This is a genomic window from Neisseria sp. P0021.S006 (assembly GCF_051956895.1).
Genome location: NZ_JBQCWZ010000004.1, coordinates 17,519 through 40,761, shown reverse-complemented (window position 1 = coordinate 40,761; position 23,243 = coordinate 17,519). Strand labels below are relative to the sequence as shown.

The 23,243-nt window shown below is 46.8% G+C and carries 17 protein-coding genes and 2 pseudogenes; 4 read left to right on the top strand and 15 right to left on the bottom strand.

What is annotated here, in order from left to right; translation table 11 throughout:
• Nucleotides 1-599 precede the first annotated feature (599 nt).
• Nucleotides 600-2,027 (bottom strand): tetratricopeptide repeat protein, encoded by a 1,428-nt coding sequence (locus ACTHUM_RS01760; protein ID WP_004520615.1) that lies wholly within the window; start codon nt 2,025-2,027, stop codon nt 600-602.
• 224 nt (nt 2,028-2,251) lie between these two features.
• Nucleotides 2,252-2,539 carry a ribosome assembly RNA-binding protein YhbY gene (yhbY, locus tag ACTHUM_RS01755; RefSeq protein ID WP_004520614.1) on the bottom strand — a complete coding sequence of 96 codons (288 nt, stop codon included), beginning with the start codon at nt 2,537-2,539 and terminating at the stop codon, nt 2,252-2,254.
• 111 nt (nt 2,540-2,650) lie between these two features.
• Between yhbY and ACTHUM_RS01750 the strand changes: the two genes are divergently transcribed.
• Together ACTHUM_RS01750 and ftsH are read left to right on the top strand one after the other, a co-directional pair.
• Complete coding sequence (locus ACTHUM_RS01750; protein WP_004520613.1) at nt 2,651-3,271, top strand: RlmE family RNA methyltransferase; 621 nt, start codon at nt 2,651-2,653, stop codon at nt 3,269-3,271.
• Nucleotides 3,272-3,341: 70 nt separating this feature from the next.
• On the top strand, nt 3,342-5,303 hold the full coding sequence (ftsH, locus tag ACTHUM_RS01745) for an ATP-dependent zinc metalloprotease FtsH (protein WP_004520612.1): 1,962 nt from the start codon (nt 3,342-3,344) through the stop codon (nt 5,301-5,303).
• 284 nt (nt 5,304-5,587) lie between these two features.
• Here ftsH and tpx read toward each other — a convergent pair whose 3' ends face one another.
• The 3 genes from tpx to trpS all read right to left on the bottom strand — a co-directional run bounded on the left by tpx (nt 5,588) and on the right by trpS (nt 7,759).
• Nucleotides 5,588-6,082 (bottom strand): thiol peroxidase, encoded by a 495-nt coding sequence (gene tpx / locus ACTHUM_RS01740; RefSeq protein ID WP_004520611.1) that lies wholly within the window; start codon nt 6,080-6,082, stop codon nt 5,588-5,590.
• 43 nt (nt 6,083-6,125) lie between these two features.
• Nucleotides 6,126-6,665 (bottom strand): hypothetical protein, encoded by a 540-nt coding sequence (locus ACTHUM_RS01735; RefSeq protein ID WP_004520610.1) that lies wholly within the window; start codon nt 6,663-6,665, stop codon nt 6,126-6,128.
• An 83-nt stretch (nt 6,666-6,748) separates the two neighbouring features.
• Nucleotides 6,749-7,759: a tryptophan--tRNA ligase gene (trpS, locus tag ACTHUM_RS01730; RefSeq protein ID WP_004520609.1), complete on the bottom strand. Its 1,011-nt coding sequence runs from the start codon at nt 7,757-7,759 to the stop codon at nt 6,749-6,751.
• 258 nt (nt 7,760-8,017) lie between these two features.
• On the opposite strand from trpS, the gene clpB reads away from it, so the two are divergent.
• A complete protein-coding gene (clpB, locus tag ACTHUM_RS01725) occupies nt 8,018-10,591 on the top strand; it encodes an ATP-dependent chaperone ClpB (RefSeq protein WP_049336134.1) in 2,574 nt (857 codons plus the stop codon).
• Between the two features lie 229 nt (nt 10,592-10,820).
• Nucleotides 10,821-12,806 carry a site-specific recombinase gene (locus tag ACTHUM_RS01720; RefSeq protein ID WP_440361168.1) on the top strand — a complete coding sequence of 662 codons (1,986 nt, stop codon included), beginning with the start codon at nt 10,821-10,823 and terminating at the stop codon, nt 12,804-12,806.
• Between the two features lie 65 nt (nt 12,807-12,871).
• Here ACTHUM_RS01720 and clpP read toward each other — a convergent pair whose 3' ends face one another.
• The 10 genes and pseudogenes from clpP to ACTHUM_RS01670 all read right to left on the bottom strand — a co-directional run bounded on the left by clpP (nt 12,872) and on the right by ACTHUM_RS01670 (nt 23,103).
• On the bottom strand, nt 12,872-13,492 hold the full coding sequence (gene clpP / locus ACTHUM_RS01715) for an ATP-dependent Clp endopeptidase proteolytic subunit ClpP (RefSeq protein ID WP_003683589.1): 621 nt from the start codon (nt 13,490-13,492) through the stop codon (nt 12,872-12,874).
• 89 nt (nt 13,493-13,581) lie between these two features.
• Nucleotides 13,582-14,892 (bottom strand): trigger factor, encoded by a 1,311-nt coding sequence (tig, locus tag ACTHUM_RS01710; RefSeq protein WP_440361167.1) that lies wholly within the window; start codon nt 14,890-14,892, stop codon nt 13,582-13,584.
• 192 nt (nt 14,893-15,084) lie between these two features.
• Nucleotides 15,085-16,728: pseudogene (locus ACTHUM_RS01705) on the bottom strand (DNA translocase FtsK); the annotation flags it as partial.
• A 98-nt stretch (nt 16,729-16,826) separates the two neighbouring features.
• Nucleotides 16,827-17,529 (bottom strand): annotated as a pseudogene (locus tag ACTHUM_RS01700) (DNA translocase FtsK 4TM domain-containing protein); the annotation flags it as partial.
• A gap of 188 nt (nt 17,530-17,717) precedes the next feature.
• Entirely contained in the window at nt 17,718-18,269 is a 552-nt protein-coding gene (locus tag ACTHUM_RS01695) for a hypothetical protein (RefSeq protein WP_049336128.1), read from the bottom strand.
• 36 nt (nt 18,270-18,305) lie between these two features.
• Nucleotides 18,306-18,659: a hypothetical protein gene (locus ACTHUM_RS01690; protein ID WP_004520602.1), complete on the bottom strand. Its 354-nt coding sequence runs from the start codon at nt 18,657-18,659 to the stop codon at nt 18,306-18,308.
• Between the two features lie 47 nt (nt 18,660-18,706).
• Nucleotides 18,707-20,626, bottom strand: coding sequence for an ATP-binding cassette domain-containing protein (locus ACTHUM_RS01685; RefSeq protein ID WP_070695595.1), 1,920 nt, complete (start codon nt 20,624-20,626; stop codon nt 18,707-18,709).
• Nucleotides 20,627-20,795: 169 nt separating this feature from the next.
• Nucleotides 20,796-21,563 carry an amino acid ABC transporter ATP-binding protein gene (locus ACTHUM_RS01680; protein WP_371460221.1) on the bottom strand — a complete coding sequence of 256 codons (768 nt, stop codon included), beginning with the start codon at nt 21,561-21,563 and terminating at the stop codon, nt 20,796-20,798.
• Nucleotides 21,564-21,572: 9 nt separating this feature from the next.
• Nucleotides 21,573-22,289: an amino acid ABC transporter permease gene (locus ACTHUM_RS01675; protein ID WP_083325003.1), complete on the bottom strand. Its 717-nt coding sequence runs from the start codon at nt 22,287-22,289 to the stop codon at nt 21,573-21,575.
• The gene (locus ACTHUM_RS01670; RefSeq protein ID WP_070850484.1) at nt 22,279-23,103 is read right to left on the bottom strand and encodes an amino acid ABC transporter substrate-binding protein; all 825 of its coding nucleotides are present in this window, start codon (nt 23,101-23,103) and stop codon (nt 22,279-22,281) included. Before ACTHUM_RS01670 ends, ACTHUM_RS01675 begins: the two co-directional genes overlap by 11 nt.
• Nucleotides 23,104-23,243: the final 140 nt, after the last annotated feature.

Here is a 23,243-nt window from a genome sequence, read left to right as displayed (position 1 = left end):
TGTTTTTCAATGACGGAGTATTACTCCGATATTTTCGTTTGTGAACATATATGAGTTAAAAACGAAAATTCCTAGAGTCAAATTCGAAAAAGTCTTAATTACTGAAATGTTTTCAATACGTTATAACCGTTGATGAAAAATCAGAAAGAATAGAACTTTTTGCGAACCGGCCAACCTGCAAATGCTATCAGTAATTGGGCAAACTGGCAAATCATGCTGTAGATATTGATAGGATGTAAAGGTTAAAATAAGATTTTTTAAAAGAGTTATGGAGCTTGTTTTTAAATCGGGATATTGAGTGGATACAGTAAAAAAGCATCAGATATTTGAGTAAATGGATTCGAATACGAAAAATATTTTTCAAATTTCGTTTTAAATTGAAAGTTTATATTGGATTTAGGGTTTGAAAGAGAAAATTTAGATTATCTGATTCTTTACAAAGAGAATAGGCCGTCTGAAGACTTTAAAGAGATTAAGAGGAAATGGGATTTGAAGATGATAATTATTTAGGAAGAGTAAATGAAAAAATGACATGTACAGGCTTTTAGTTTAGCTCTGAACATGTCATTTATGTAGGAAGTTAGAATTTCAGACGGCCTTTAAACTGCAGAGGATTTTTGGGCAAATTGCTTCCATTGAGCTAAAAGCTCTTTGAGAACATCTTGCTGCTCATGTCCATGTTGGATGGCTTCTTGCAGCCAAAAACATGCGTTATTGATGTCTTTCTCTACACCTAGGCCGTGGTAATAGAGACAGGCAAGATTATATTGGGCCATTGTATCCCTTTGTTTGGCTGCAGCTTCAAACCATTTTGCAGCTTGGGCATAGTCGACAGGTACACCTTGTCCACTGTAATACATCATGCCAAGATTGGTTTGGGATTTGCTGTGTCCATGTTCTGCGGATTGATGGTATAGATCCAGTGCTTCAGCGTAATTTTGTTGACGTTTTAAGCCATAGTGCGCTGCAAATGCCAGTTTGTATAGGCGCTCGGCCTCTTGACGTTGGAGGGCGATTTCTTTGGTTAACTCATAGTTTTGCTGGTTATTCAACGCACTGTCAGATAGAAGTTTTTGGTAAGCGACAAGATTGCCTAAGTCGGCTGCGCGTTGATAATACTGACGGGCGGTGTTTGCATCAACTGCTCGTCCCAATCCGTAGCGATGGATATCTCCCAAAAGGCGCAAGCCTTCCGGATCATTTTGGTCCGCAGCAGACTTGGCGTGTTGATAGGCTTTTTGAGGGTTTCGCTCGGTGTTTTTTCCCAAAAGATAGATTTCGGCAAGTGCTACATGCGCATTGCTGTCACCTTGTGCGGCAGCTTTTTCAAACCATTCCAATGCTTCAGCAGGATTTGATGCGACTAAGAGTTCTGCAAGAGAAGTTTGCGCCGGAACAATGTCGTAATTGGCGGCAATGCGTAAATGTTCGATTGCTTTTTCAGGATTTTGTGCGACACCTTGACCCAATTTATATTGAAGACCAAGTTGCCAGTGTGCTGCAATAAACCCCTGTGCGGCAGATTGCTGGTAGAGTTTATGGGAGTATTCTAAATCAGGGGTGCTTGAGTATTGGTAGTGTTGGGCTAAGAAATATTGCGCCTGAGGGTTTTGTTGCTCGGCAGCTTTCAATGCCCATTTGACTGCTTCTTGGTCATTGCCGCTATCCGCATATAAACGCATCAGGCGCAGCTGGGCCGGGACCAAGTCTTCTTTGGCAAGTTCTTGATAGGCTGAAATAAGCGTTTCTACTTCTGCGCCGTTATTTTCTTGTAATTGGAGAAGATTGTAGCGGGCATAGGGATGACCGGCTCTTGCCGCTTGTTTTAAATATTCAACTGCAATTGCTAAATCTTGTTCGTTTTCTTGGTTTTCGAACAGGCATCCTGCCAGCTGAAATGCAGCCTCAACATGCCCGGCTTCTGCTGCTTCGCAGAGCAATGGGATGGCTCGTGCAAAGTCAGGTGGGTCTTGAGTGATTAATTTTTCTGCTAGCAGAAAAGATTCTTCATATTGTTGAGCATTCATCGGTTTGCTTTTATATTTTGTGAAGGATTAGGAATAAAATAATCGGCCGACAGGGTGCGGCCGTTATGATTTTGTAATTTTGAGGTTATTTACAAAAACAGGCAACCGTATTTGTACTTTTATACTTAGAATAATGGAATAATTTTTTTTATGCTGCATAAATACAACAGAAGGATATGATAAAGTGGGTTGAGAAAATACTTCTGCTGTTTATTCAGTTTAAATTATTTATCATCCGGTTTTTTACGCCACAAAACAAGTAATTTGCCAATATGTTGCACCAGTTGAGCACCCAGTGTTTCACACAGGGCATCACAAATTTCAATACGTTCAGCACGATCATCGCCAAAAACACGGACTTTAATCAATTCGTGTGCTGTCAATGCGGCGTCGGTTTCTTTAATGACGGAGTCGGTCAAACCTTGTTGGCCAACAATAACAACGGGATGAAGGTGGTGTGCTTGGGCTTTCAAGGCCAAAATTTCTTTGGTGCTTAGTTTGTTGTCGCTCATTTTGATAAGTATCCAATTAAAAAGAATAATGGCTATATTGTACGCGATTTAGAACATTTACGGGGGAAATAACGTACAATGCTGATTTCAACTTAAGCATTTCAAATCAAGATGGCTGTACGCTCAAAATCTTCAAAAGCATGGCTGCATGAGCACGTCAACGATCATTATGTCCATATGGCACAAAAAGACGGATATCGTGCCAGAGCGGCTTATAAATTATTGGAAATCAATCAAAAAGATAAATTAATCAAGCCGGGTACGGTTTTGGCGGATTTGGGCAGCGCGCCGGGAAGTTGGTCACAGGTAGCGGCCAAGCTGGTCGGTAAAACAGGGGCAGTGTTTGCTTTGGATATTTTGCCGATGGATGCTATTGAAGGCGTGTCGTTTATTCAGGGCGACTTTAGGGAAGATGCTGTTTTGGAACAGTTTGAAGCCTTATTGGATAATCGTCCGTTAGACCTTGTAATCTGTGATATGGCACCCAATATGTCAGGCAATGCCGTAACAGACCAGGCACGCAGTTTTTATTTGTGTGAACTGGCTTTGGATTTTGCCTCCCAACATTTGAAAACCGGAGGCAGTTTTCTAGTGAAGGTGTTTCAAGGCGCGGGTTATCAAGAGTATACGGCGGCTATGCGTGAAATTTTTGCCAGTGTACAAACTCGAAAGCCGGATGCTTCCCGCAATCGTTCCAGTGAGATTTACCTATTAGGTAAAAATAAACGCTGACAATGTAGGGTAGGTGCTTTAAAATTCTTTCCCTTGATTTTATTTATTTTGTAACCATGGAGCCTGTTCAGTGGGGAATACCATTAAAAACATATTAGTCTGGGTAGTGGGTGGTGCTATGCTTTTAGCAGCATTCAATGCACTCAGCGATAAGCAGGAAGATAAACAGCAAATCGAATATTCTCAATTTATTCAGCAAGTTAATAGTGGCGAAGTATCCAATGTCAATATTGAAGGATCTGTTGTCAGCGGCTATCTGATTAAAGGTGAGCGCACCGATAAAACTGCCTTCTATACCAATGCGCCTTTGGATGACAACTTGGTTAAAACACTGTTGGATAACAAAGTACGCGTCAAAGTGACTCCGGAAGAAAAACCAAGCATGCTGGCCAGTCTGTTTTACAGCCTGCTGCCTGTTTTGTTGTTGATCGGTGCATGGTTCTACTTCATGCGCATGCAAAGCGGCGGTGGCGGTAAAGGCGGCGCCTTCTCTTTTGGTAAAAGCCGTGCGCGTTTGTTGGATAAAGATTCCAATAAAGTGACTTTTGCCGATGTTGCCGGTTGTGATGAGGCAAAAGAAGAAGTACAAGAAATCGTAGATTATTTAAAAGCCCCCAATCGTTACCAAAGCTTAGGCGGTCGTGTGCCGCGTGGTATTTTGTTGGCTGGTAGCCCTGGTACGGGTAAAACATTGCTGGCCAAAGCGATTGCTGGTGAGGCAGGGGTGCCATTCTTCAGTATCTCAGGTTCTGACTTCGTAGAAATGTTTGTCGGTGTCGGTGCGAGCCGTGTCCGCGATATGTTCGAGCAGGCCAAGAAAAACGCTCCATGTATCATCTTTATTGATGAAATTGATGCGGTCGGCCGTCAGCGTGGTGCCGGTTTGGGCGGTGGCAATGATGAGCGTGAGCAAACATTAAACCAATTATTGGTTGAAATGGATGGTTTTGAAAGCAACCAAACTGTTATTGTGATCGCAGCAACCAACCGTCCTGATGTACTTGACCCTGCGTTGCAGCGTCCGGGCCGTTTTGACCGTCAAGTCGTTGTTCCATTGCCTGATATTCGTGGCCGTGAGCAAATCTTAAAAGTACACGCTAAAAAAGTACCTTTGGATGCCTCCGTAGATTTGACTTCTTTGGCTCGTGGTACACCTGGTTTTTCAGGTGCGGATTTGGCAAACTTGGTCAATGAAGCAGCTTTGTTTGCCGGCCGTCGCAATAAAGTTAAAGTTGATCAAAGCGACTTTGAAGATGCGAAAGACAAAATCTACATGGGTCCGGAACGTCGCAGCATGGTGATGCACGAAGATGAAAAACGTGCAACAGCCTATCATGAGGCCGGTCATGCAATCGTAGCGGAAAGCCTGCCGTTTACCGATCCGGTTCACAAAGTAACGATTATGCCTCGTGGCCGTGCATTGGGTTTGACTTGGCAACTGCCTGAGCGTGACCGCATCAGTATGTACAAAGACCAAATGCTGAGCCAGCTCTCAATCTTGTTTGGTGGCCGTATTGCTGAAGATATTTTTATTGGCCGTATTTCTACCGGTGCATCTAACGACTTCGAGCGTGCAACTCAAATGGCACGCGAGATGGTAACGCGTTATGGTATGAGCGACAAAATGGGTGTGATGGTTTATGCTGAGAACGAAGGTGAAGTATTCTTGGGTCGTAGCGTAACCCGTTCTCAAAATATTTCCGAGAAAACCCAACAAGATATCGATGCGGAAATCCGCCGTATTTTAGAAGAGCAATACCAAGTGGCTTACAAAATCTTGGATGAAAGTCGTGATAAGATGGAAACCATGTGCAGGGCACTGATGGATTGGGAAACCATCGATCGAGACCAAGTTTTGGAAATTATGGCTGGTAAACAGCCTAGTCCGCCTAAGGATTACAGCCACAATGTCCGCGATGACAAAGTAGAAGAGCCTGAAGCTCCTGTTGCTGAAGCTGTTGAACCTGTTGAGCAAAATGAGGTTCAGAATACTGAGTCAGTAGAAGCAGACAAAACAGATAAATCTGTATAAGGTTTGAAACAGAAAACGGTAGCTTTTAAGCTACCGTTTTTATTTTGAAGATAAGCTAAAGGTCTCAGGCTAAGTGCGCCTGTTGCTGCCTAAAAGGCGGTTGGATGCCTGATTAATCAGGTATCCAAGAGGGATTAAGGGGGTATTTGGGTAGAATCAGTGGATATTTGAAACACAAACAGCCGAAAATCTTTGTTTAGGTTTCGGCTGTCGGGGGAAAAGGAATTTTGCAAAGGTCTCAGGCCGTCTGAAAATTTTCAGACGGCCTGATTTTATTTGGTTAATTACAAAACAGCCAAAGCTGCTTCGTAGTCAGGCTCGTTCGCAATTTCAGAAACCAATTCAGCGTGGAGAACTTGGTTTTGCTCGTTCAAAACCACCACTGCGCGGGCAGTAAGGCCACGTAATGGGCTTTCTGTCAGTGTAACACCGTAATCGTTAGAAAAGCTGCTGCGGAATGTAGAAAGTGTCACAACATTTTCTAAACCTTCTGCGCCGCAGAAACGGGCTTGTGCAAACGGTAAATCGGCAGAAATGCACAAGACGACGGTATTGTCCAAAGAAGAGGCGCATTTGTTGAAAGTGCGGACGGACTGGGCACATACGCCGGTGTCAATGCTAGGGAAAATATTCAGCACTTTGCGTTTGCCTGCAAAGTTAGCCAATGATTTCTCAGATAGGTCTGCTGCTACCAATGTGAAATCAGGTGCAACTTGGCCGATGGCAGGCAAATTGCCGTTTGTAGAAATAGGAGAGCCTTGGAAAGTAACTTGAGCCATGATTCAGTCCTTGTGTCAGGAGGAAAATAGGATAGGCAGGATTTTAGTAATGACGGCGACGGAAATAGAACATGCCTTCGCTGTCAATTTCTAAAATATAGCGGCCGTTTTGGACGGCGGCATAACCGCTTTTGCCCTCGGTATAAGGCTGCAAAGCAGCGTGTGAAATCAGATAGTCGGTCAGTTTGCTGCCGTCTTGGGCGATATTGTCCACCATTTTTGCAAAGGCAGTGTGGCAGACGCCGTTGGCTGACCAGCCGGCTGAAACGCCTTTTTCATTTTTTTCCATGCATTGGCCGCTGATGACTTCTAAGTCGGTAGGGTGCTTACCAATCAGATTGATAACACCGCCCTCTATGCCGTTAATCGGATAGGTGCGTTGTTTCTTACCTTCTTTCGTTTCGCCGTCTTGAGCTGTACCTAAATCCAAACCGGCTATGGCTTGTTCATCGATATATTTAACTTTGAAGGTAGGCTTGGGCGCTTTGCCTGAAGCAGCATCATTGGCGGCAGTATCTTCAGATTTACCGCCGCAGGCAGCCAATGAAAGGCTGAGCAAGATAAGGGGGAAGGTTTTTTTCATATGAGAAACCCTAGAAAACGATTATATTTCAAATGATAAACGATATTATGGCCGTCTAAAATATTCAGACGGCCTTACTATTATTATTTCAACGGACGAATACCTACTGCATCGCGTACTTTATCCAACAATTCGCGTGCTTCTTTACGCGCTTTTTGTGCGCCGGCCTGCAAAATGTCTTCAATTTGAGAGGGTTTGGCTGTCAACTCATTGTAACGCTCGCGCGGTTCTGCGAGCTCGGCATTGATTTTTGCGCCCAAGAGTTTCTTAGCCTCACCCCAAGCAAGGCCTTCGGCCAGCATTTGTGTAAACTCGGCAGTTTCAGACGGCGTGGAGAAGGCTTTGTAGATTTCAAACAGAGGACTTTCATCAGGCTGTTTCGGTTCGCCGGGCTCTTTCATGTTGGTGATGATTTTGTTAACGGATTTTTGGGTTTTCTTGTCGTTTTCCCAAAGCGGAATGGTATTGCCGTAGGACTTGGACATTTTGCGTCCGTCCAAGCCGACCAAGAGTTCGACATTTTCGTCAATTTTCACTTCTGGCAGGGTGAAGAGTTCTTGGAAGCGGTGGTTGAAGCGGCCGGCAATATCGCGTGCCATTTCAACGTGTTGGATTTGGTCGCGACCGACTGGTACTTCATGGGCATTGAACATAAGAATGTCGGCAGTCATGAGGATAGGGTAGCTGTACAGACCCATTTCCACGCCATGATCCGGATCTTCCTGACCGTTTTCGGTATTTGCCTGTACTGCGGCTTTATAAGCGTGAGCGCGGTTCATCAGGCCTTTTGCGGTAATACAGGTCAGAATCCAGTTCAACTCCATCACTTCGGGAATATCGCTTTGACGGTAGAAAGTGGTCTGTTCCGGATTGAGTCCGCAGGCGAGCCATGTGGCGGCAACAGCTTGAGTAGATTGATGAATCATTTCCGGCTCATGACATTTGATGATGCCGTGATAGTCGGCCAAAAAGAGGAATGATTCGGTATTGGAATCTTGCGCCGCGCGGATGGCCGGGCGGATGGCACCGACGTAGTTGCCCAAGTGTGGAATACCTGTTGTGGTAACGCCTGTTAAAACTCGTTTTTTGCTCATGAAAGTATCCTTCGGCACAAAGGCCGTCTGAAAATAAATATGGTGCCGATTATACCTGATTATTCTTGATTTTTCAGACGGCCTTTTGAGTAAAGAGTAGATGGATAATAAAAGTTATGCACATAAAATCATAAAAATAAAACGTTATAAAACAATAATATAGTAAAAATTGTTGATTAATGGGATAAATGGCTCTTGAGTTATCCACATTTGCGCTTATATAGGCCCTAACAGAATATATTTGAAGAGGAACTTAAAATGAGATTTGATAAATTGACTGCCAAATTTCAGCAAGCTCTGCAAGAAGGTCAAAGTCTGGCTTTGGCTGCGGACAGCAGCTACCTAGAGGCAGGCTTTATCTTAAAAGCGTTGCTTGACGATCAAAACAGTGGTACTGCTGCGTTACTGGCTCATGCAGGTGTGAATGTGCCTCAAGTAAAACAACGTTTGCAGCAACATTTGAGCAGCTTGCCAAAAGTATCCGGTCAAGGTGGCGATATTATGCCTAGCCGTGAGCTGCAAGCTGTATTGAACTTGATGGACAAGGCTGCGACCAAACGTGGCGATGCCTATATCGCCAGCGAACTTTTCCTGCTGGCTTTGGTTCAGCAGAATGATGCGACCGGCAAAATTTTGAAAGAAGCCGGTGCAACCGAACAAAATATCAATGCCGCGATTGATGCGGTACGAGGAGGACAAAACGTGAACGATGCGAATGCCGAAGACCAACGCGATGCTTTGAAAAAATACACACTTGACCTGACTCAACGCGCCCGAGACGGTAAGCTCGACCCTGTTATCGGCCGCGATGATGAAATCCGTCGTGCAATTCAGGTATTGCAACGCCGTACCAAAAATAACCCTGTGCTGATTGGTGAACCTGGTGTGGGTAAAACCGCTATTGTTGAAGGCCTGGCGCAACGTATTGTTAACGGCGAAGTGCCTGAATCCCTACGTAACAAACGCCTTTTGGTTCTGGACTTGGCGGCTTTGATTGCCGGCGCGAAATACCGTGGCGAATTTGAAGAACGCTTGAAAGGCGTTTTGAACGACTTGGCTAAAGATGATGGTAACACTTTGATTTTCATTGACGAAATCCATACTTTGGTTGGTGCAGGTAAAACCGACGGTGCGATGGACGCAGGTAATATGTTGAAACCGGCCTTGGCACGCGGCGAACTGCACTGCATAGGCGCGACTACTTTGGACGAATATCGTCAGTACATCGAGAAAGATGCGGCACTCGAACGCCGCTTCCAAAAAGTATTGGTCGGCGAGCCCAGCGTGGAAGACACCATCGCTATTTTGCGCGGTTTGCAAGAGCGTTATGAAATCCACCACGGTATCGATATTACCGACCCTGCTATCGTTGCCGCAGCGGAGTTGAGCGACCGTTATATTACCGACCGCTTCCTGCCTGATAAAGCGATTGATTTGATCGACGAAGCAGCCAGCCGCATCAAAATGGAGCTGGATAGCAAACCTGAGCAAATGGATAAACTTGACCGTCGCATTATCCAGCTCAAAATGGAAAAAATGCACGTTGCCAAAGAAAGCGATGACGCCAGCAAAAAACGTTTGGAACTGATAGACGAAGAAATTGACGGCCTGCAAAAAGAATACGCCGATTTGGACGAAATCTGGAAAGCCGAAAAAGCGGCGTCTTCCAGTACCGCCGACATCAAGAAACAGATGGACGACATCAAAGTCAAAATCGAGCAGGCCAAACGCCAAGGCGATTTTGCCCGTGCGTCCGAACTCGAATACGGTGAGTTGCCGAAATTGGGCGCACAGTTGCAAGCTGCGGAAAGTAACCCCGACGGCAAAAAACAAAACAAACTCTTCCGTACCGAAGTTGGTGCGGACGAAGTGGCCGAAATCGTTTCCCGTATGACCGGCATTCCTGTGTCAAAAATGATGGAAGGTGAACGCGATAAGCTGCTGAAGATGGAAGAAGTATTACACCGCCGCGTGGTTGGTCAAGACGAAGCCGTGCGTGCTGTGTCCGACGCTATCCGCCGTAGCCGTTCTGGTTTGGCCGATCCGAATAAACCTTATGGCAGCTTCTTGTTCTTAGGCCCGACCGGTGTGGGTAAGACCGAATTGTGTAAGGCATTGGCAGGCTTCCTGTTTGACAGCGAAGATCATCTGATTCGTATCGATATGTCCGAATACATGGAAAAACATGCTGTTGCCCGCTTAATCGGTGCTCCTCCCGGCTATGTTGGCTACGAAGAGGGCGGTTACCTGACCGAACAAGTCCGCCGCAAACCGTACAGCGTGATTCTTTTGGACGAAGTGGAAAAAGCCCATCCCGACGTGTTCAACATCCTGTTGCAAGTTTTGGATGACGGCCGTTTGACCGATGGACAAGGCCGCACTGTGGACTTCAAAAATACCGTTATCGTGATGACTTCTAATATTGGTAGCCAACATATCCAACAAATGGGTACTCAAGACTATGAAGCGGTGAAAGAAGTTGTGATGGAGGATGTGAAAGAACATTTCCGTCCTGAAATGATCAACCGTATTGACGAAGTAGTCGTGTTCCATGGTTTGGATCAGGCCAATATCCGCAGCATTGCGAAAATCCAGCTTAAAGGTTTGGAAAAACGTTTGGAAGTGCAACATCTGCATCTGAAAGTCGATGATGCTGCCTTGGATCTGATTGCCGAAGCCGGTTTTGATCCTGTGTATGGTGCCCGTCCGCTCAAACGCGCCATCCAGTCAGAAATCGAAAATGCGCTGGCAAAAGCATTGCTTGAAGGCAAATATGCACCTGATAGCACAATCCATGTTAAAGAAGAGGGTGGTAAGCTCTTGTTTGCATAGGATTTAAACAATGTAGTATGTTGTTGTAAAAGGCCGTCTGAAAGAATTCAGACGGCCTTTCTTAGTTATTGATTCACATCATATATTTATTATGTAATTTGATTATTCATTGAATTTTAGAGAATATTAATTGAAAATCTTGTGACATGGGTTGATAAAGAATACGATATAATTCGACCTGTTTGCCGAGGTTCTTGCTAAATATCTCATTTTATGTAATAATGCTACAATGCAGAAACTGACTAATCAAAATCTTCACATTATTTTGTCGGAACGCTTAAATGATACCGACTTTGTTCTTATTCTCAATGCATTAATCAAATTTTTGCGCCGAGGAGGTAAAAAACAGGCTTCCGAACGTTTCGATTTGATTTTATCTACTTTAAAACAAGACGATGCTTTATGCCGTCAATTCAGCCTGCGCTTTTATACTTGGCTGTCTAAAGTTCACATTTATCCTGCGCTGATTAAACTGGGTATTTTCTCGCGCCATAGTTTTACCCGGGAAATGGGCATACGGATTTATGAGCGGTTCAGTCCGTCTTATAAAGATTTTTCCAACTTGCGCGAAGTGTTTTTATATCTTTTTCATTCTGAAAACGATGATAAATGGTTGCAAACACTGAGTTTGCGACAATGGTTGAGCATGTATGAATTGTTGCAGGGTAAGGCGGATCCTGCTTTGCTTCAGACGGCCAGCCGACAGTTGGCGGATGCCCGTTTGCGAGCGGTAGAAATGCTGTCTATTTGGATTGCTTCCGAAGCGATTGAGCCAGATTTAATACGGATTGCCCCCCGTTTGTTGGAAGCGGATTCTGCATTTGTCGCTTTACAGCGCGAAATTGCGAAGATGGTGGAACACTATCGCCATAGCGAAGAAGCTTATGACACGGCGCATTTGGAGGTTATGTTTGACCAGTGTGAAAAGCAAATTGACTATTTGCGCCGTCGTGGTACCGGAGCCGGGTCTGGTTCGTCAGTAAAAGTTGCCCACTTGCTCGAACGCCTGCAACAAACCATAGACCGCCTGAAATTGTTGACCAATATTCAAATCGAAACTAGCCGTACCCGCTTAACTGTCAATCTGATGAATGCGATGATTTATGCGGCGGTGGAGCAATACAGCACCAGCCACTTGCGTAAAAGCAGTATCCGAATGCTGGCACGCAGTATTACGGAAAACAAAAGTCATCATGGCGAGCATTACATTACGCGCAACCGTAGCGAATATTTCAAAATGTTTTATTCCGCAGCGGGCGGTGGCGTAATTATTGCTTTGATGGCATTGAATAAAATCCATATTGCGTCTTTGGGGTTCGGCGAGTTTACGACTTCATTCCTTGCCGGACTTAACTACGGCTTAGGCTTTATGCTGATTCATATGCTGCACTGCACTGTTGCGACCAAGCAGCCAGCCATGACGGCGGCGAGCTTTGCCGAGCAGGTGGACTCAAATGAAGGTAGCAAAGCGGTGGACAATAAATTGGCAAAACTGCTGATTGATGTGTGCCGTTCGCAAAGTGTTGCCGTGTTTGGCAATGTATCGATTGCCATATTGTTGGCGGCGGGGATCGCTTGGGGTTATGCCTACACGCATGGTCAGCCTTTATTAAACGAGGCGGTTACAGCCTACCAGCTTAAATCTATTGAGATTTTTACTCAGCCGACCTTATGGTATGCCGCTATTGCCGGTGTATGGTTATTTTGTTCGGGTATTATTGCCGGCTTTTTTGACAATCGTTCCGATTATCTGAACCTGCGTCAGCGTCTGCCGTTTAATCCGTTGTTACGAAAAATCATGCGCCCGCAGCCACGCCGCCTTCTGGCCGCTTATATTCATAAGCATTACGGCTCGCTTATGGGCAATTTTATTTTCGGTATGCTTTTAGGTATGACCGGCTATTTTGGCCATCTTTTCGGCTTGCCGCTGGATATTCGCCATGTGGCGTTTTCTTCGGCAAATTTGGGTTATGCCGCGATTAGCGGTCATGCAGATATATTCACTTTTATGCTTGGCTTGGCAAGTGTATTGGCAATCGGCATGGTGAATCTGGTGGTCAGCTTTTCTTTAGCTTTGGCCGTTGCGCTCCGCTCTCGAGGCACGCGTTTGGGCAGTATGCGTAATCTGCTGAAGAGTTTCTGGAGTCAAGTGAAAGCCAATCCTTTGATTTTGCTGTATCCGGTTCAAGTGAATAACAAAGACAACACGAAGTAAGATTGAAGAAAGGCCGTCTGAATATATATTTTTCAGACGGCCTTTTGATTTAAAAACTATAAAGATTAGGCTTGCAGAGAGGCGCGGTTTTCCAAAACTTGGTCAATCAAACCATATTCTTTAGCTTCATCGGCAGACATATAATTGTCGCGGTCGGTATCGCGTTCCAAGTCGGCCAAATCGCGATCACAATGTTTGGCGAGTAAGCGGTTCAGTTTCTCTTTGATTTTCAGCAGCTCTTTAGCGTGAATTTCAATATCGGAAGCCTGACCAGCCAAGCCGCCGCTGATGAGCGGTTGGTGAATCATGATGCGGCTGTTTGGCAGGGCAAAGCGTTTGCCTTTTTCGCCTGCGGACAACAGGAATGCGCCCATACTTGCCGCTTGACCCAAGCATAAGGTAGAAACATGAGGCTTGATGAAGTTCATAGTGTCGTAAATCGACATACCGGCAGTAACCGAACCGCCCGGAGAGTTGATATAGAAGAAGATATCTTTATCAGGGTTTTCACTTTCCAAGAACAGTAATTGCGCAACAACCAGATTGGCAGATTCGTCTGTCACCGGGCCGATCAAGAAAACGATGCGCTCTTTCAAAAGGCGTGAGTAGATGTCGAATGCGCGCTCGCCGCGACCGCTTTGTTCGATAACGGTAGGGACAAGGTAATTATTGAAATCGAAGGACATTTTTGTCTCCTGTTAATGATGGAAAAGCACCAAAGCATTTAAAGCGCTTCGGTGCTTTTGATTGTCTGTTTCAGACGGCCTTGGAGCAATTAAGCTTGTGCGCCCATTACTTCGTCAAAAGACAGCGCTTTTTCAGTTACTTTAGCTTTGCTCAGAACGAAATCAACAACGTTGCTTTCTACTGCCAAAGAAGTCGGACCTTGCAGGCGGGAAGGCTCTGCGTAGTACCAGTCGATAACTTCTTGAGGATCTTCGTAGCTTTCAGCGAAGTTGGCAACAACGGCTTTGATTTGGTCTTCAGTTGGCTCAAGTTTGTTTTCTTCAACCAATTTAGCCAAAATCAGACCCAAAGAAACGCGGCGTTCTGCTTGTTCTTTGAACATATCCAAAGGCAGATCCAAGTTGGCAGCGTCAGCCATACCTTGGTTAACGAAGTTTTGTTTCATTTCGTTTGCCAAGCGAGCGGCTTCTTCGTTGACCAAAGCAACAGGAACTTGCAAATCGGCTGCTTTGAGCAGGGCGTTCATTACAGATTCTTTAGTTTGTTCACCGATGCGGCGCTCAACTTCGCGGCCGACGTTTTTCTTCACTTCTTCACGCATTTTGGCAACGTCGCCGTCTTCAATGCCCAGAGCTTTAGCAAAGTCAGCGTTAACTTCAGGCAAAGTAGCTTCAGAAACGTTGTTCAGAGTGATGGTGAATACGGCAGATTTACCGGCAACATCTTTACCGCGGTAGTCTTCAGGGAAGTTTACGGTAACGTCTTTGCTTTCATCGGCTTTCATGCCGACAACACCGGCTTCGAATTCAGGCAGCATTTGACCTGCGCCCAATACAAAAGCGTAGTTTTTAGACGCGCCGCCGGCGAAAGGTTCGCCGTCGATTTTGCCTTCGAAGTCGATGATGACGCGGTCGCCGTTTTGGGCCTCACGGTCAACATGGTTGAAACGGGTGCGTTGTTTGCGCAGGATTTCTACAGTTTGGTCAACTTCGGCATCGCCAACAGTCGCAATAACTTTTTCTACTTCTTGGGCAGAAAGGTCACCGATGGTTACTTCGGGGAAGACTTCAAAAATAGCGGCAACTTTGAAAGACTCTTGATCGTCTTGTTCTTCAACGCCTTCAAAGCGTGGGTAACCGGCAACTTTCAATTCTTGAGCAACGGCAACTTCGTAGAATTCGCGTTGTACCAATTCGTTGATAACGTCGTTTTGTGCGCTTGCGCCGTACATTTGGGCAATCATTTTGAACGGTGCTTTACCCGGACGGAAGCCGTCAACTTTTGCACGGCGTTGGGTTTGTTTCAGTTTTTTCTCAGTTTCTGCGTTGATTTTGGACCAAGGCAGAGACAATACTACTTTGCGTTCCAGATTTTCTAAAGTTTCAACAGTTACGCTCATCGTAAGCCCTTAAATTTGTTGTGTTTAAACGGTTATCCTTCTGCTCAGTATTCCGAAAGATTTCGGAAGCGTGCATAAGGTCAAAATTTAGCTGCTTAGTATAACACAATGTTTCACGAATAACATAAAAAGGCCGTCTGAAAAGTAGGAAATTCTTTTCAGACGGCCTTTGCGTTTCAATATTGTTGTTTTTTACAGCTGGTCTTTTTGAGCCAGAATCCGTCGGCTGCCGTTGATGTCTGCAGGAGAGAGAACACCGGCATTTTCAAGCGCATCTACTAAATTGGCGGCACGGTTGTAGCCGATGCGTAATTGGCGTTGCAGTGCAGAAATGGAAGTTTTCCGGCTTTCCAATACGAAGGCAACGGCTTGATCGAATAGCTCATCGCTGTTTGCATTCGGATTGACAATATTGGTGGTTTCGATGGCTGCTTCACCACTGAGCAGACCTTCCACATAATTGGTCGGAGCCTGTTCTTTGACGAAATTGACGACCTGATGCACTTCATCATCGGAAACAAACGCACCTTGCAGGCGTGTCGGTTCCGCGCTGCCCGGTTGCAGGAATAATGAGTCACCGTATTTGAGCAATTCGTCCGCACCCATTTGGTCAAGAATGGTGCGGCTGTCGATTTTGCTTTGTACGGTAAAGGCCATGCGTGTCGGAATGTTGGCTTTAATCAGGCCGGTAACCACATCAACGCTTGGGCGTTGGGTGGCGACAATCATGTGAATACCTGCCGCACGCGCTTTTTGGGCAAGGCGTGCGATTTGCTGCTCAACGGATTTGCGTTCGGTCATCATCAAGTCAGCCAACTCGTCGATAACGACCACAATCAACGGCAGTTTTTCCAGAGGCTCAGGATCATCAGGATTTAAGCTGAACGGATTGAGTAATGGTTTGCCTGCTGCTTTGGCTTGTTCGACTTTTTGGTTGAAACCGTCCAGATTGCGCACGCCGGCATGGGAAAGCAGACGATAGCGTTTTTCCATTTCGGCAACACACCAGTTCAATGCTTGTCCGGCCTCGCGCATATCGGTCACAACCGGGCAGAGCAGGTGCGGAATGCCGTCATAAATGCTCAATTCCAGCATTTTCGGGTCAATCATGATGAAGCGGACTTCGTCGGGCGTGGCTTTAAAGAGCATGGACATAATCATGCCGTTCACGCCGACGGATTTACCCGAGCCGGTCATACCAGCGACCAAAAGATGCGGCATTTTTGCCAAGTCGCCGACAACGGGCGTACCCGCAATATCTTTACCCAAGGCAACGGTCAGTTTGGACTTGGCGTCGGTAAACACGGATGAAGAGAGGATTTCGCTCAACATGACGTCTTGGCGCTTCTCATTGGGCAATTCAATGCCCATGGTGTTTTTACCGGCAATAGTTTCTACGATGCGTACCGCTTGCAGAGACATCGAGCGCGCCAAATCTTTGGACAGGGCGACAATTTGACTGCCTTTGACACCTTGTGCCGGTTCGATTTCGTAGCGGGTAATCACGGGGCCGGAAGTGGCGGAAACAACCTGTACGCCGATGCCGAATTCAGCCAGCTTGGCTTCAATCAATTCTGCGGTCTGTTGCAATTCATCCGGATTGACGGCAACCGGTTCTTCAGACGGCATACGCAACAGGTTCATGTTGGGTTTGTGGTATTCGCCGTTGTTTTTAGGTTCTGTATCGTCAAACAGGGAAGTTTGGATTTTAGGGGGCGGCGCAACGGATACGGCAACAGTTTTACGGTTGCTGCTGCTGCCTGCCAACGGAGCAACCGGAGTGGCGGTAATGGTTTTGGCCTCTTTAACCATGCGGCGCGTATTTTGGGTTTCCAAAGCTTCGGTGCGGACATCTTCTTTTCTATTTTGGAATTGAGACAGTTTTTTCATCAGGCTGCCAAACAGGCCGCCCATATGGCTGCCGGATTTGGCCATGACTTCCAACCATGACACCTGAGCCAACAGGGAAATGGATAAAAGTAACATCACCAGCATAATCAACAGGCTGCCTGATTTGCCCAATAGCCAAGCCAAGCCTGAGCCCGCAAGTAAGCCGACCAAGCCGCCGGCACCAACGGGAAGGGATTCGCTCAATGCGTTGTCAAACAGAAAATGTTCGATAATCGGGCTGCACACCAGCAGGAGAAACAATGCCAAAGCGGCTACGCCATGATTGTAGGGCTTGTGGTTTTCCTGCTTTTTCATGGGGCGGAAGTTTTTGTAGAGGAAAACGCAAGATGCAGCTATCCACCACCAAAACGACAGGCCGAACAGATAATATCCGACATCGGAAAGATAGGAGCCAAAGAGGCCGCCAAGGTTGGCGACATCGTTGCTTTTGGGAACGCTGCGCGACCATGCAGGGTCGTCCATGCTGAAGCTGGCCAAGGAAATAGCCAGATAAATGGTGATAACCAAGCCAAACAGCCATAAAGCATCATTAATCAAGTTTACGACATGCTCGGGGCGCGCTTTTTTTTCTTCGTTTCTTTGCAGCTCTTTGGCGGCCTTGAGGCGTTGGGAGACTTTATTGTCGGCTTGAGTTTGTGCTTTGGTGGATTTGCGTGTGGTCGGTTTGGCTGCCGGTTTGGTAGAGACGCGTTTTTTTGTTTGGGTTTTAGAAGATTTTGCAGTCATGAGATAAAGGCCGTCTGAAAAGACCGGAGGTAATGTGCGTAAAGGGCAAATTATACCGTATTTACTGGGCACAAGAAATTGAAACGGGCGTAATCATTATGGGATTCAGGCCGTCTGTTTGGCGTGACGAAAATTTTGGATTTCGTTTCCACCTATTCAGACGGCCTGATGTTTTGATTGATTTGGACTTACATTCTGCCCAGTTCGCGTTGTAGGGCTTGAATGTTTTTCTCTCTATCCAGAACCGCACCTTGCAGCGTACTGATGGCCTGTTGATTGACGCTGCCACCTTTGGCTGTCCGCGCTTGGCTCAGTTGCTTTTTGGCATCGGCCAAAGCTGCGCGTTCATTGGATAACTCGGTTTCCAGAATAGAGCGGCGACTGTTGACGCCGGAGGATTTTGGAACCGGAGGAGGAGCTGTTTCAGAAGTGGTGCGGACAGGGGCAGGTTTGGGCGTTACCTTATGGTTGGATTTTGCAGCCGTATTTTTGCTTTTTGCCGGAGCCGCTTGTGATGTCGGCGCGTTGAGTGTAGGCGCATCGCTGACCGGGGCATCGTATCGGCTGCTGCTGTATTTTCCGACAATCGGCAAATCGTTGACGGCCTGGCAGTTGCCGCTTGGGCGCGAGGTATAGACAATCGAGCCGTTGACTTCACAGGTGTAAATTTTTGCGGCGTCGGCTTGGCTGTTGAAAACAGCGAGCGGCAGCAGGGATAGGGTAAGCAGATATTTTTTCATGATTCAGATAGGGCTGATTCGTTGCACTTGAGCATTTTATTCTTGTTCAGACGGTATGGGCTGCTGTTTTTTAGCTTTTGCACTGTTTTTGTTTTTGCTCGGTTTGTCGGCTTTTTTCTCTTGTTTATCAGATTTTTCCGCGCGTGCCTTTTTCTTAGGCTTTGCACTTGCGCGTTCATCAGAGGCATTGAGGCTTCGGATGTTAAGGTGGTAACCGCTGCCTTGATGGCCGCTGATTTTAGGCAATTGAGCCTGTGCGCAGGAGGATTTGGGTTCGGAGGTATAGCTGCCGTTGCCGCAGGAGTAGACTGCGGCGGCTGCATGAAGAGAAATGCCCAAGACGAAAGAGGATACGAGGAAGTATCCGGCTTGTTTGATGGTTGAAGTCATGTTTTTCCGTATTGTGTTTTATTTCAGACGGCCTGATGGCTCTATTTTTATTGGGAAAACTCGGCTTCGACATCAACTTGGATTTGCTCAAGCTCTTCCTGCCATTGCAGCCAGTTTTCTTCCAGTTGCGTTAATTTTACTTTAGTTTCTGTTAATTGTGCGAGTGTCTCTTGCAATTTGGGTTTATTTTCTTCTGAATAAGCAGATTCTTGTGCCAAAAATGCTTCACAGGCTGTCTGAATATCAGTCAATCGTGCGATTTCTTTTTCGGCTTTGTCGATCTTCTGCTGAATCGGTTTGCTGCGTTTGGCTTTTTCCTGACGGATTTGTGCTTCTATGCGCTTGGTGTCCTTGCGGCTTTGGCTTTGGGCAGATGCGGCGGGGGCTGCTGCAGCGTTTTCTTGTGCCAACCGCCATTGACGGTAGTCGTTCAAATCGCCGTCGAAGTTGTTCAGACGGCCTTTGTCGATAAGGAGGAAGCTGTCGGTAGTCGCTTCAAGCAGGCTGCGGTCGTGCGATACGACAATCAATGCGCCTTGGAAACTTTGCAGGGCAAGTGTTAGGGCGTGGCGCATATCCAAGTCTAGGTGGTTGGTCGGTTCGTCAAGCAGCAGCAGATTAGGTTTTTGCCAGATAATCATGGCAAGGGCGAGCCGCGCTTTTTCACCACCCGAAAAAGGCTCGGTCTTTTGAACCGCCATATCGCCGACAAAGTTGAAACCGCCTAAAAAGTTGCGGATTTCCTGTTCGCGGACTTCGGGCGAAAGCTGTTGGATATGCCAAACCGGACTTTGATCGGCGCGCAATGTGTCCAGTTGGTGTTGGGCAAAATAGCCGATATTGAGCTTTTCGGAGCGTACGATGCTGCCGGAAAGTAAATCGATTTTTCCTGCCAATGCTTTGATAAATGTGGATTTACCGCTGCCGTTAACGCCCAATAGGCCGTAACGTGCGCCGCTTTCCAGAGACAAGGTGATATCGTGTAAAACGGTATTGTCGCCATAGCCCAAGTCGGCATGGTCGAGTTTCAATAATGGGTTGGGCAGGTGGGTCGGATTGGCAAACTCAAAGGAAAACTCGCTATCCAAATGAGCAGGGGCGATGCGCTCGAGCTTGGCTAATGCCTTCATGCGGCTTTGAGCTTGTACGGCCTTTGTGGCTTTGGCTTTGAAACGGTCGATAAAGGATTGCAGATGTTTGATTTGCGCCTGCTGTTTGACGTAGGCGGCTTGTTGTTGCGCCAGACGTTGGGCGCGTTCGGCTTGATAGAAATCGTAATTGCCGCCGTATTGGGTCAGTTTTTGTTGCGACAGTTCGATGGTGTGCGTTGTGGTGGCATTCAAAAAGTCGCGGTCATGGGAGATGATGATTTGCGTACAGGGCAGGGAAGCGAGATGGTTTTCCAGCCATAGTACGGTTTCTAAATCCAAATGGTTGGTCGGTTCGTCCAAAAGCAGCAAATCAGCACGACAAATCAGCGCTTGGGCAAGGTTGAGGCGCATACGCCAGCCGCCGGAAAAAGATTTGACGGGACGGGTATGTTCTTCTTGTGCGAAACCCAAGCCGTTAAGCAGTTTGGCGGCGCGTGCCGGAGCAGTATAGGCATCGATTTCTTCAAGTTTGGCGTGATATTCGGCTTGCTTCATGCCATCGTTTTGCGCTTCTGCTTGAGCCAAGGCCGTCTGAAAAGCCTGCAATTCAGCGTCACCTTGCAAAACGTAATCTAAAGCGGAGATATCTAAATCAGGCGTTTCTTGAGAGACAGAAGCCAGACGCCATGTTTTGGGAATAAGAATTTCGCCGCCATCTTGTGTGATTTCACCTTTTATCAGCGCAAACAGGCTGGATTTTCCCGTACCGTTTTTACCGATTAAACCAACGCGTTGGCCGGGGTTGATTACGGCATCGGCTTTGTCGAGTAGGACTTTCAAACCGCGTTGGAGGGTGAGTTTTTTAATTTCTATCATGATGGCAGGCAAGGGGGTGTAAAACGAAAGGCATTATTTTACCTGAAAAGACATATAAAAGGCCGTCTGAACAAGTATGAAAACGAAATCACTGATTTCTATTTTACTTATTCAGACGGCCTTTATGAAATGACAGTCGGAAATGCTTTCAAATTGTCTGTCGTTTCAATTAAATTTGAAGATCGCCATTGTCCGCACGGATTTGGCGCAGGAATTTTTGTGTCCGTTCATGTTTGGGATGATTGAACAAATCTTGCGGGCTGCCTTGTTCGACAATAACGCCGCCGTCCATCACGACGACGGTGGTTGCCACTTCTAAGGCAAACTTGATTTCATGAGTAACGACAACCATGGTCCAGCCTTCTTGTGCCAACTCCTTCATGGTATCCAAAACATCTTGCACCAATTCGGGGTCAAGCGCGGAAGTCGGTTCGTCAAACAGCATCAGTTCAGGCTGAATCGCCAATGCTCGGGCAATACCGACGCGCTGCTGTTGACCGCCGGAAAGCTGGTAGGGGTAGAGGTCGATCTTGTCGCCCAAACCGACTTTTTCAAGCAATTTGACAGCCTCTTCACGCGCTTGGGCGACAGGCTTGCCTTGTACGGCAACCGGCCCTTCCATGACGTTTTCCAACGCAGTTTTGTGCGGAAAGAGGTTGTATTGTTGGAACACCATGCCGGACTTGCGGCGCAGTGCCAAAATATCGTGTTTGCTTGGTTTTTTGGAAAAATCGATGCTTAACGGCTGTGCGTTGTCAAACTCGATCTGACCTTGTTCAGGCATTTCCAAAGCGTTTAAACAGCGTAAAAACGTGGTTTTGCCCGAGCCGGACGGGCCTAGGATAACAACCACTTGTCCTTTGCCGACATCCAAATCGATGCCGCGCAAAATGGTATTTTCGCCAAAGGTTTTATGGATATTGCGGATTTTAATCATGACAACTCCTTATTTGGCGACATAGCGGTCAAAGCGTTTTTCCAAGCGCGCCTGAATCATAAACAGCACTTTGCAGAAGCACCAATAAACCAATGCGGCTTCGATATAAACGGGCAAAAAGTCATAAGTACGGTTTGCTGTCTCTTGGGCAACACGGAAAAGCTCGGTTACCGTTACTACGGCGGCAAGCGAGGTATTTTTGAACAAGCCGATAAACTCGTTGCTCAAAGGCGGTACGGCAACGCGGAATGCCTGTGGCGCGATAATGCGGCGGAACGTCTGCATATAGGTCATACCGATGGAGAAACCGGCTTCCCATTGGCCTTTAGGTACGGACAAGATTGCCGCGCGTATGGTTTCGGAAGCGTATGCGCCGACATTGAGCGAAAAGCCGATGATGGCGGCAGGAATCGGATCGATATAGATGCCGACGGAAGGCAAACCATAGAATACGATGACCAACTGCACCAAAAGCGGCGTACCGCGAATGACGGAAATATAAAATTCTACCAGCTTCAGCAAGCATTTTTGGAAAACACCACCGGAGGGCATGATCCGCACCAAAGCAACTGCTACGGCAATAATCATGCCGATAACGAAAGAAGCGATCGCCAAAGGCAAAGATACTGCGAAGCCGGCTTTGACCATGGGCCAAAACGCGCTGATGAGCATATCAGCGCGTGTTTCCGTCATAAACGGCAGAGAGGCAAGGAAATTATTTAACACTGATGTCTTTTCCGAAGAATTGTTCGCCCAGTTTTTTCAGCGTGCCGTCGGCTTTCAGTTCGTTCATGGCTGTGCTGAATTTAGCCAATGCTTCATCGTTGCCTTTATTGACAATCAAGCCGGAGCCGACTTTTTCGTTAGCCGGTGCAGACCAAACGATTTTCACGCCGGCATTCGGATTTTTCTTCAGGTAGTCCAATACCGCCAATTCGTCGTTCAGAGTTGCATCGGCACGTTTTTGTTCAATCAAGGTCAGGGATTGCGCCAAGCCGTCTACCGGTACAAGTTCAGCTCCTGCCGCTTTGGCTTTTTCGCCATAGTTGCTGGTCAGGGATTGTGCGGTTTTCACGCCTTTGATGTCGTCGATGGATTTGATGTTGCTGTCTTTGCGTGCAACCAATACAGCACCGCTCCAGCTGTAAGGCTCGGATTTGTCAAAAGTTGCTTGACGTTCAGGGCTGGTTAGGCCGACTTGGTTGGCAACCACGTCGAAACGGCCGGCTTTCAAACCTGCCATCATGGAGTCCCATTGTGTTTCTTTAAATTCGACTTTTACGCCCAATTTGTCGGCAACGGCGCGGGTAACTTCGACATCGTAGCCGGTCAATTTGCCGTCTTTATCATGGTAGGTGAAGGGTGCGTAAGTGCCCTCTGTGCCGACAGTGATGGTACCTTTGTTGTTGATACGCTCAATCAGTGAGCCGGAGGCCGCGCCGGATTGGGCCGGTGCAGAAGAAGCTGAGTTGCTGCTTTCGCCGCCGCAAGCAGCCAAAACTACTGCAGCGATGGTGCCAAGTACGAATTTTTTCAACATGGATTTTTACTCCTGATTTTTAGTGTGTCATCTGGTATTAAAGCATGCATTCTAAGCGAAACTGCCCAAAATACAAAATACATCTTAGTTTCTTAAAAGGCCGTCTGAACGCTGATTTGTTCAGACGGCCTTGAGTGGTG

What these genes read in the sequence shown, in the direction of transcription:
- ACTHUM_RS01685 (WP_070695595.1), bottom strand. Translation starts at nt 20,626, where the DNA reads ATGATAGAAATTAAAAAACTCACCCTCCAACGCGGTTTGAAAGTCCTA.
- clpB (WP_049336134.1), top strand. Translation starts at nt 8,018, where the DNA reads ATGAGATTTGATAAATTGACTGCCAAATTTCAGCAAGCTCTGCAAGAA.
- ACTHUM_RS01720 (WP_440361168.1), top strand. Translation starts at nt 10,821, where the DNA reads ATGCAGAAACTGACTAATCAAAATCTTCACATTATTTTGTCGGAACGC.
- clpP (WP_003683589.1), bottom strand. Translation starts at nt 13,492, where the DNA reads ATGTCCTTCGATTTCAATAATTACCTTGTCCCTACCGTTATCGAACAA.
- ACTHUM_RS01760 (WP_004520615.1), bottom strand. Translation starts at nt 2,027, where the DNA reads ATGAATGCTCAACAATATGAAGAATCTTTTCTGCTAGCAGAAAAATTA.
- ACTHUM_RS01680 (WP_371460221.1), bottom strand. Translation starts at nt 21,563, where the DNA reads ATGATTAAAATCCGCAATATCCATAAAACCTTTGGCGAAAATACCATT.
- tig (WP_440361167.1), bottom strand. Translation starts at nt 14,892, where the DNA reads ATGAGCGTAACTGTTGAAACTTTAGAAAATCTGGAACGCAAAGTAGTA.
- ACTHUM_RS01670 (WP_070850484.1), bottom strand. Translation starts at nt 23,103, where the DNA reads ATGTTGAAAAAATTCGTACTTGGCACCATCGCTGCAGTAGTTTTGGCT.
- ACTHUM_RS01695 (WP_049336128.1), bottom strand. Translation starts at nt 18,269, where the DNA reads ATGAAAAAATATCTGCTTACCCTATCCCTGCTGCCGCTCGCTGTTTTC.
- ACTHUM_RS01690 (WP_004520602.1), bottom strand. Translation starts at nt 18,659, where the DNA reads ATGACTTCAACCATCAAACAAGCCGGATACTTCCTCGTATCCTCTTTC.
- yhbY (WP_004520614.1), bottom strand. Translation starts at nt 2,539, where the DNA reads ATGAGCGACAACAAACTAAGCACCAAAGAAATTTTGGCCTTGAAAGCC.
- tpx (WP_004520611.1), bottom strand. Translation starts at nt 6,082, where the DNA reads ATGGCTCAAGTTACTTTCCAAGGCTCTCCTATTTCTACAAACGGCAAT.
- trpS (WP_004520609.1), bottom strand. Translation starts at nt 7,759, where the DNA reads ATGAGCAAAAAACGAGTTTTAACAGGCGTTACCACAACAGGTATTCCA.
- ACTHUM_RS01735 (WP_004520610.1), bottom strand. Translation starts at nt 6,665, where the DNA reads ATGAAAAAAACCTTCCCCCTTATCTTGCTCAGCCTTTCATTGGCTGCC.
- ACTHUM_RS01750 (WP_004520613.1), top strand. Translation starts at nt 2,651, where the DNA reads ATGGCTGTACGCTCAAAATCTTCAAAAGCATGGCTGCATGAGCACGTC.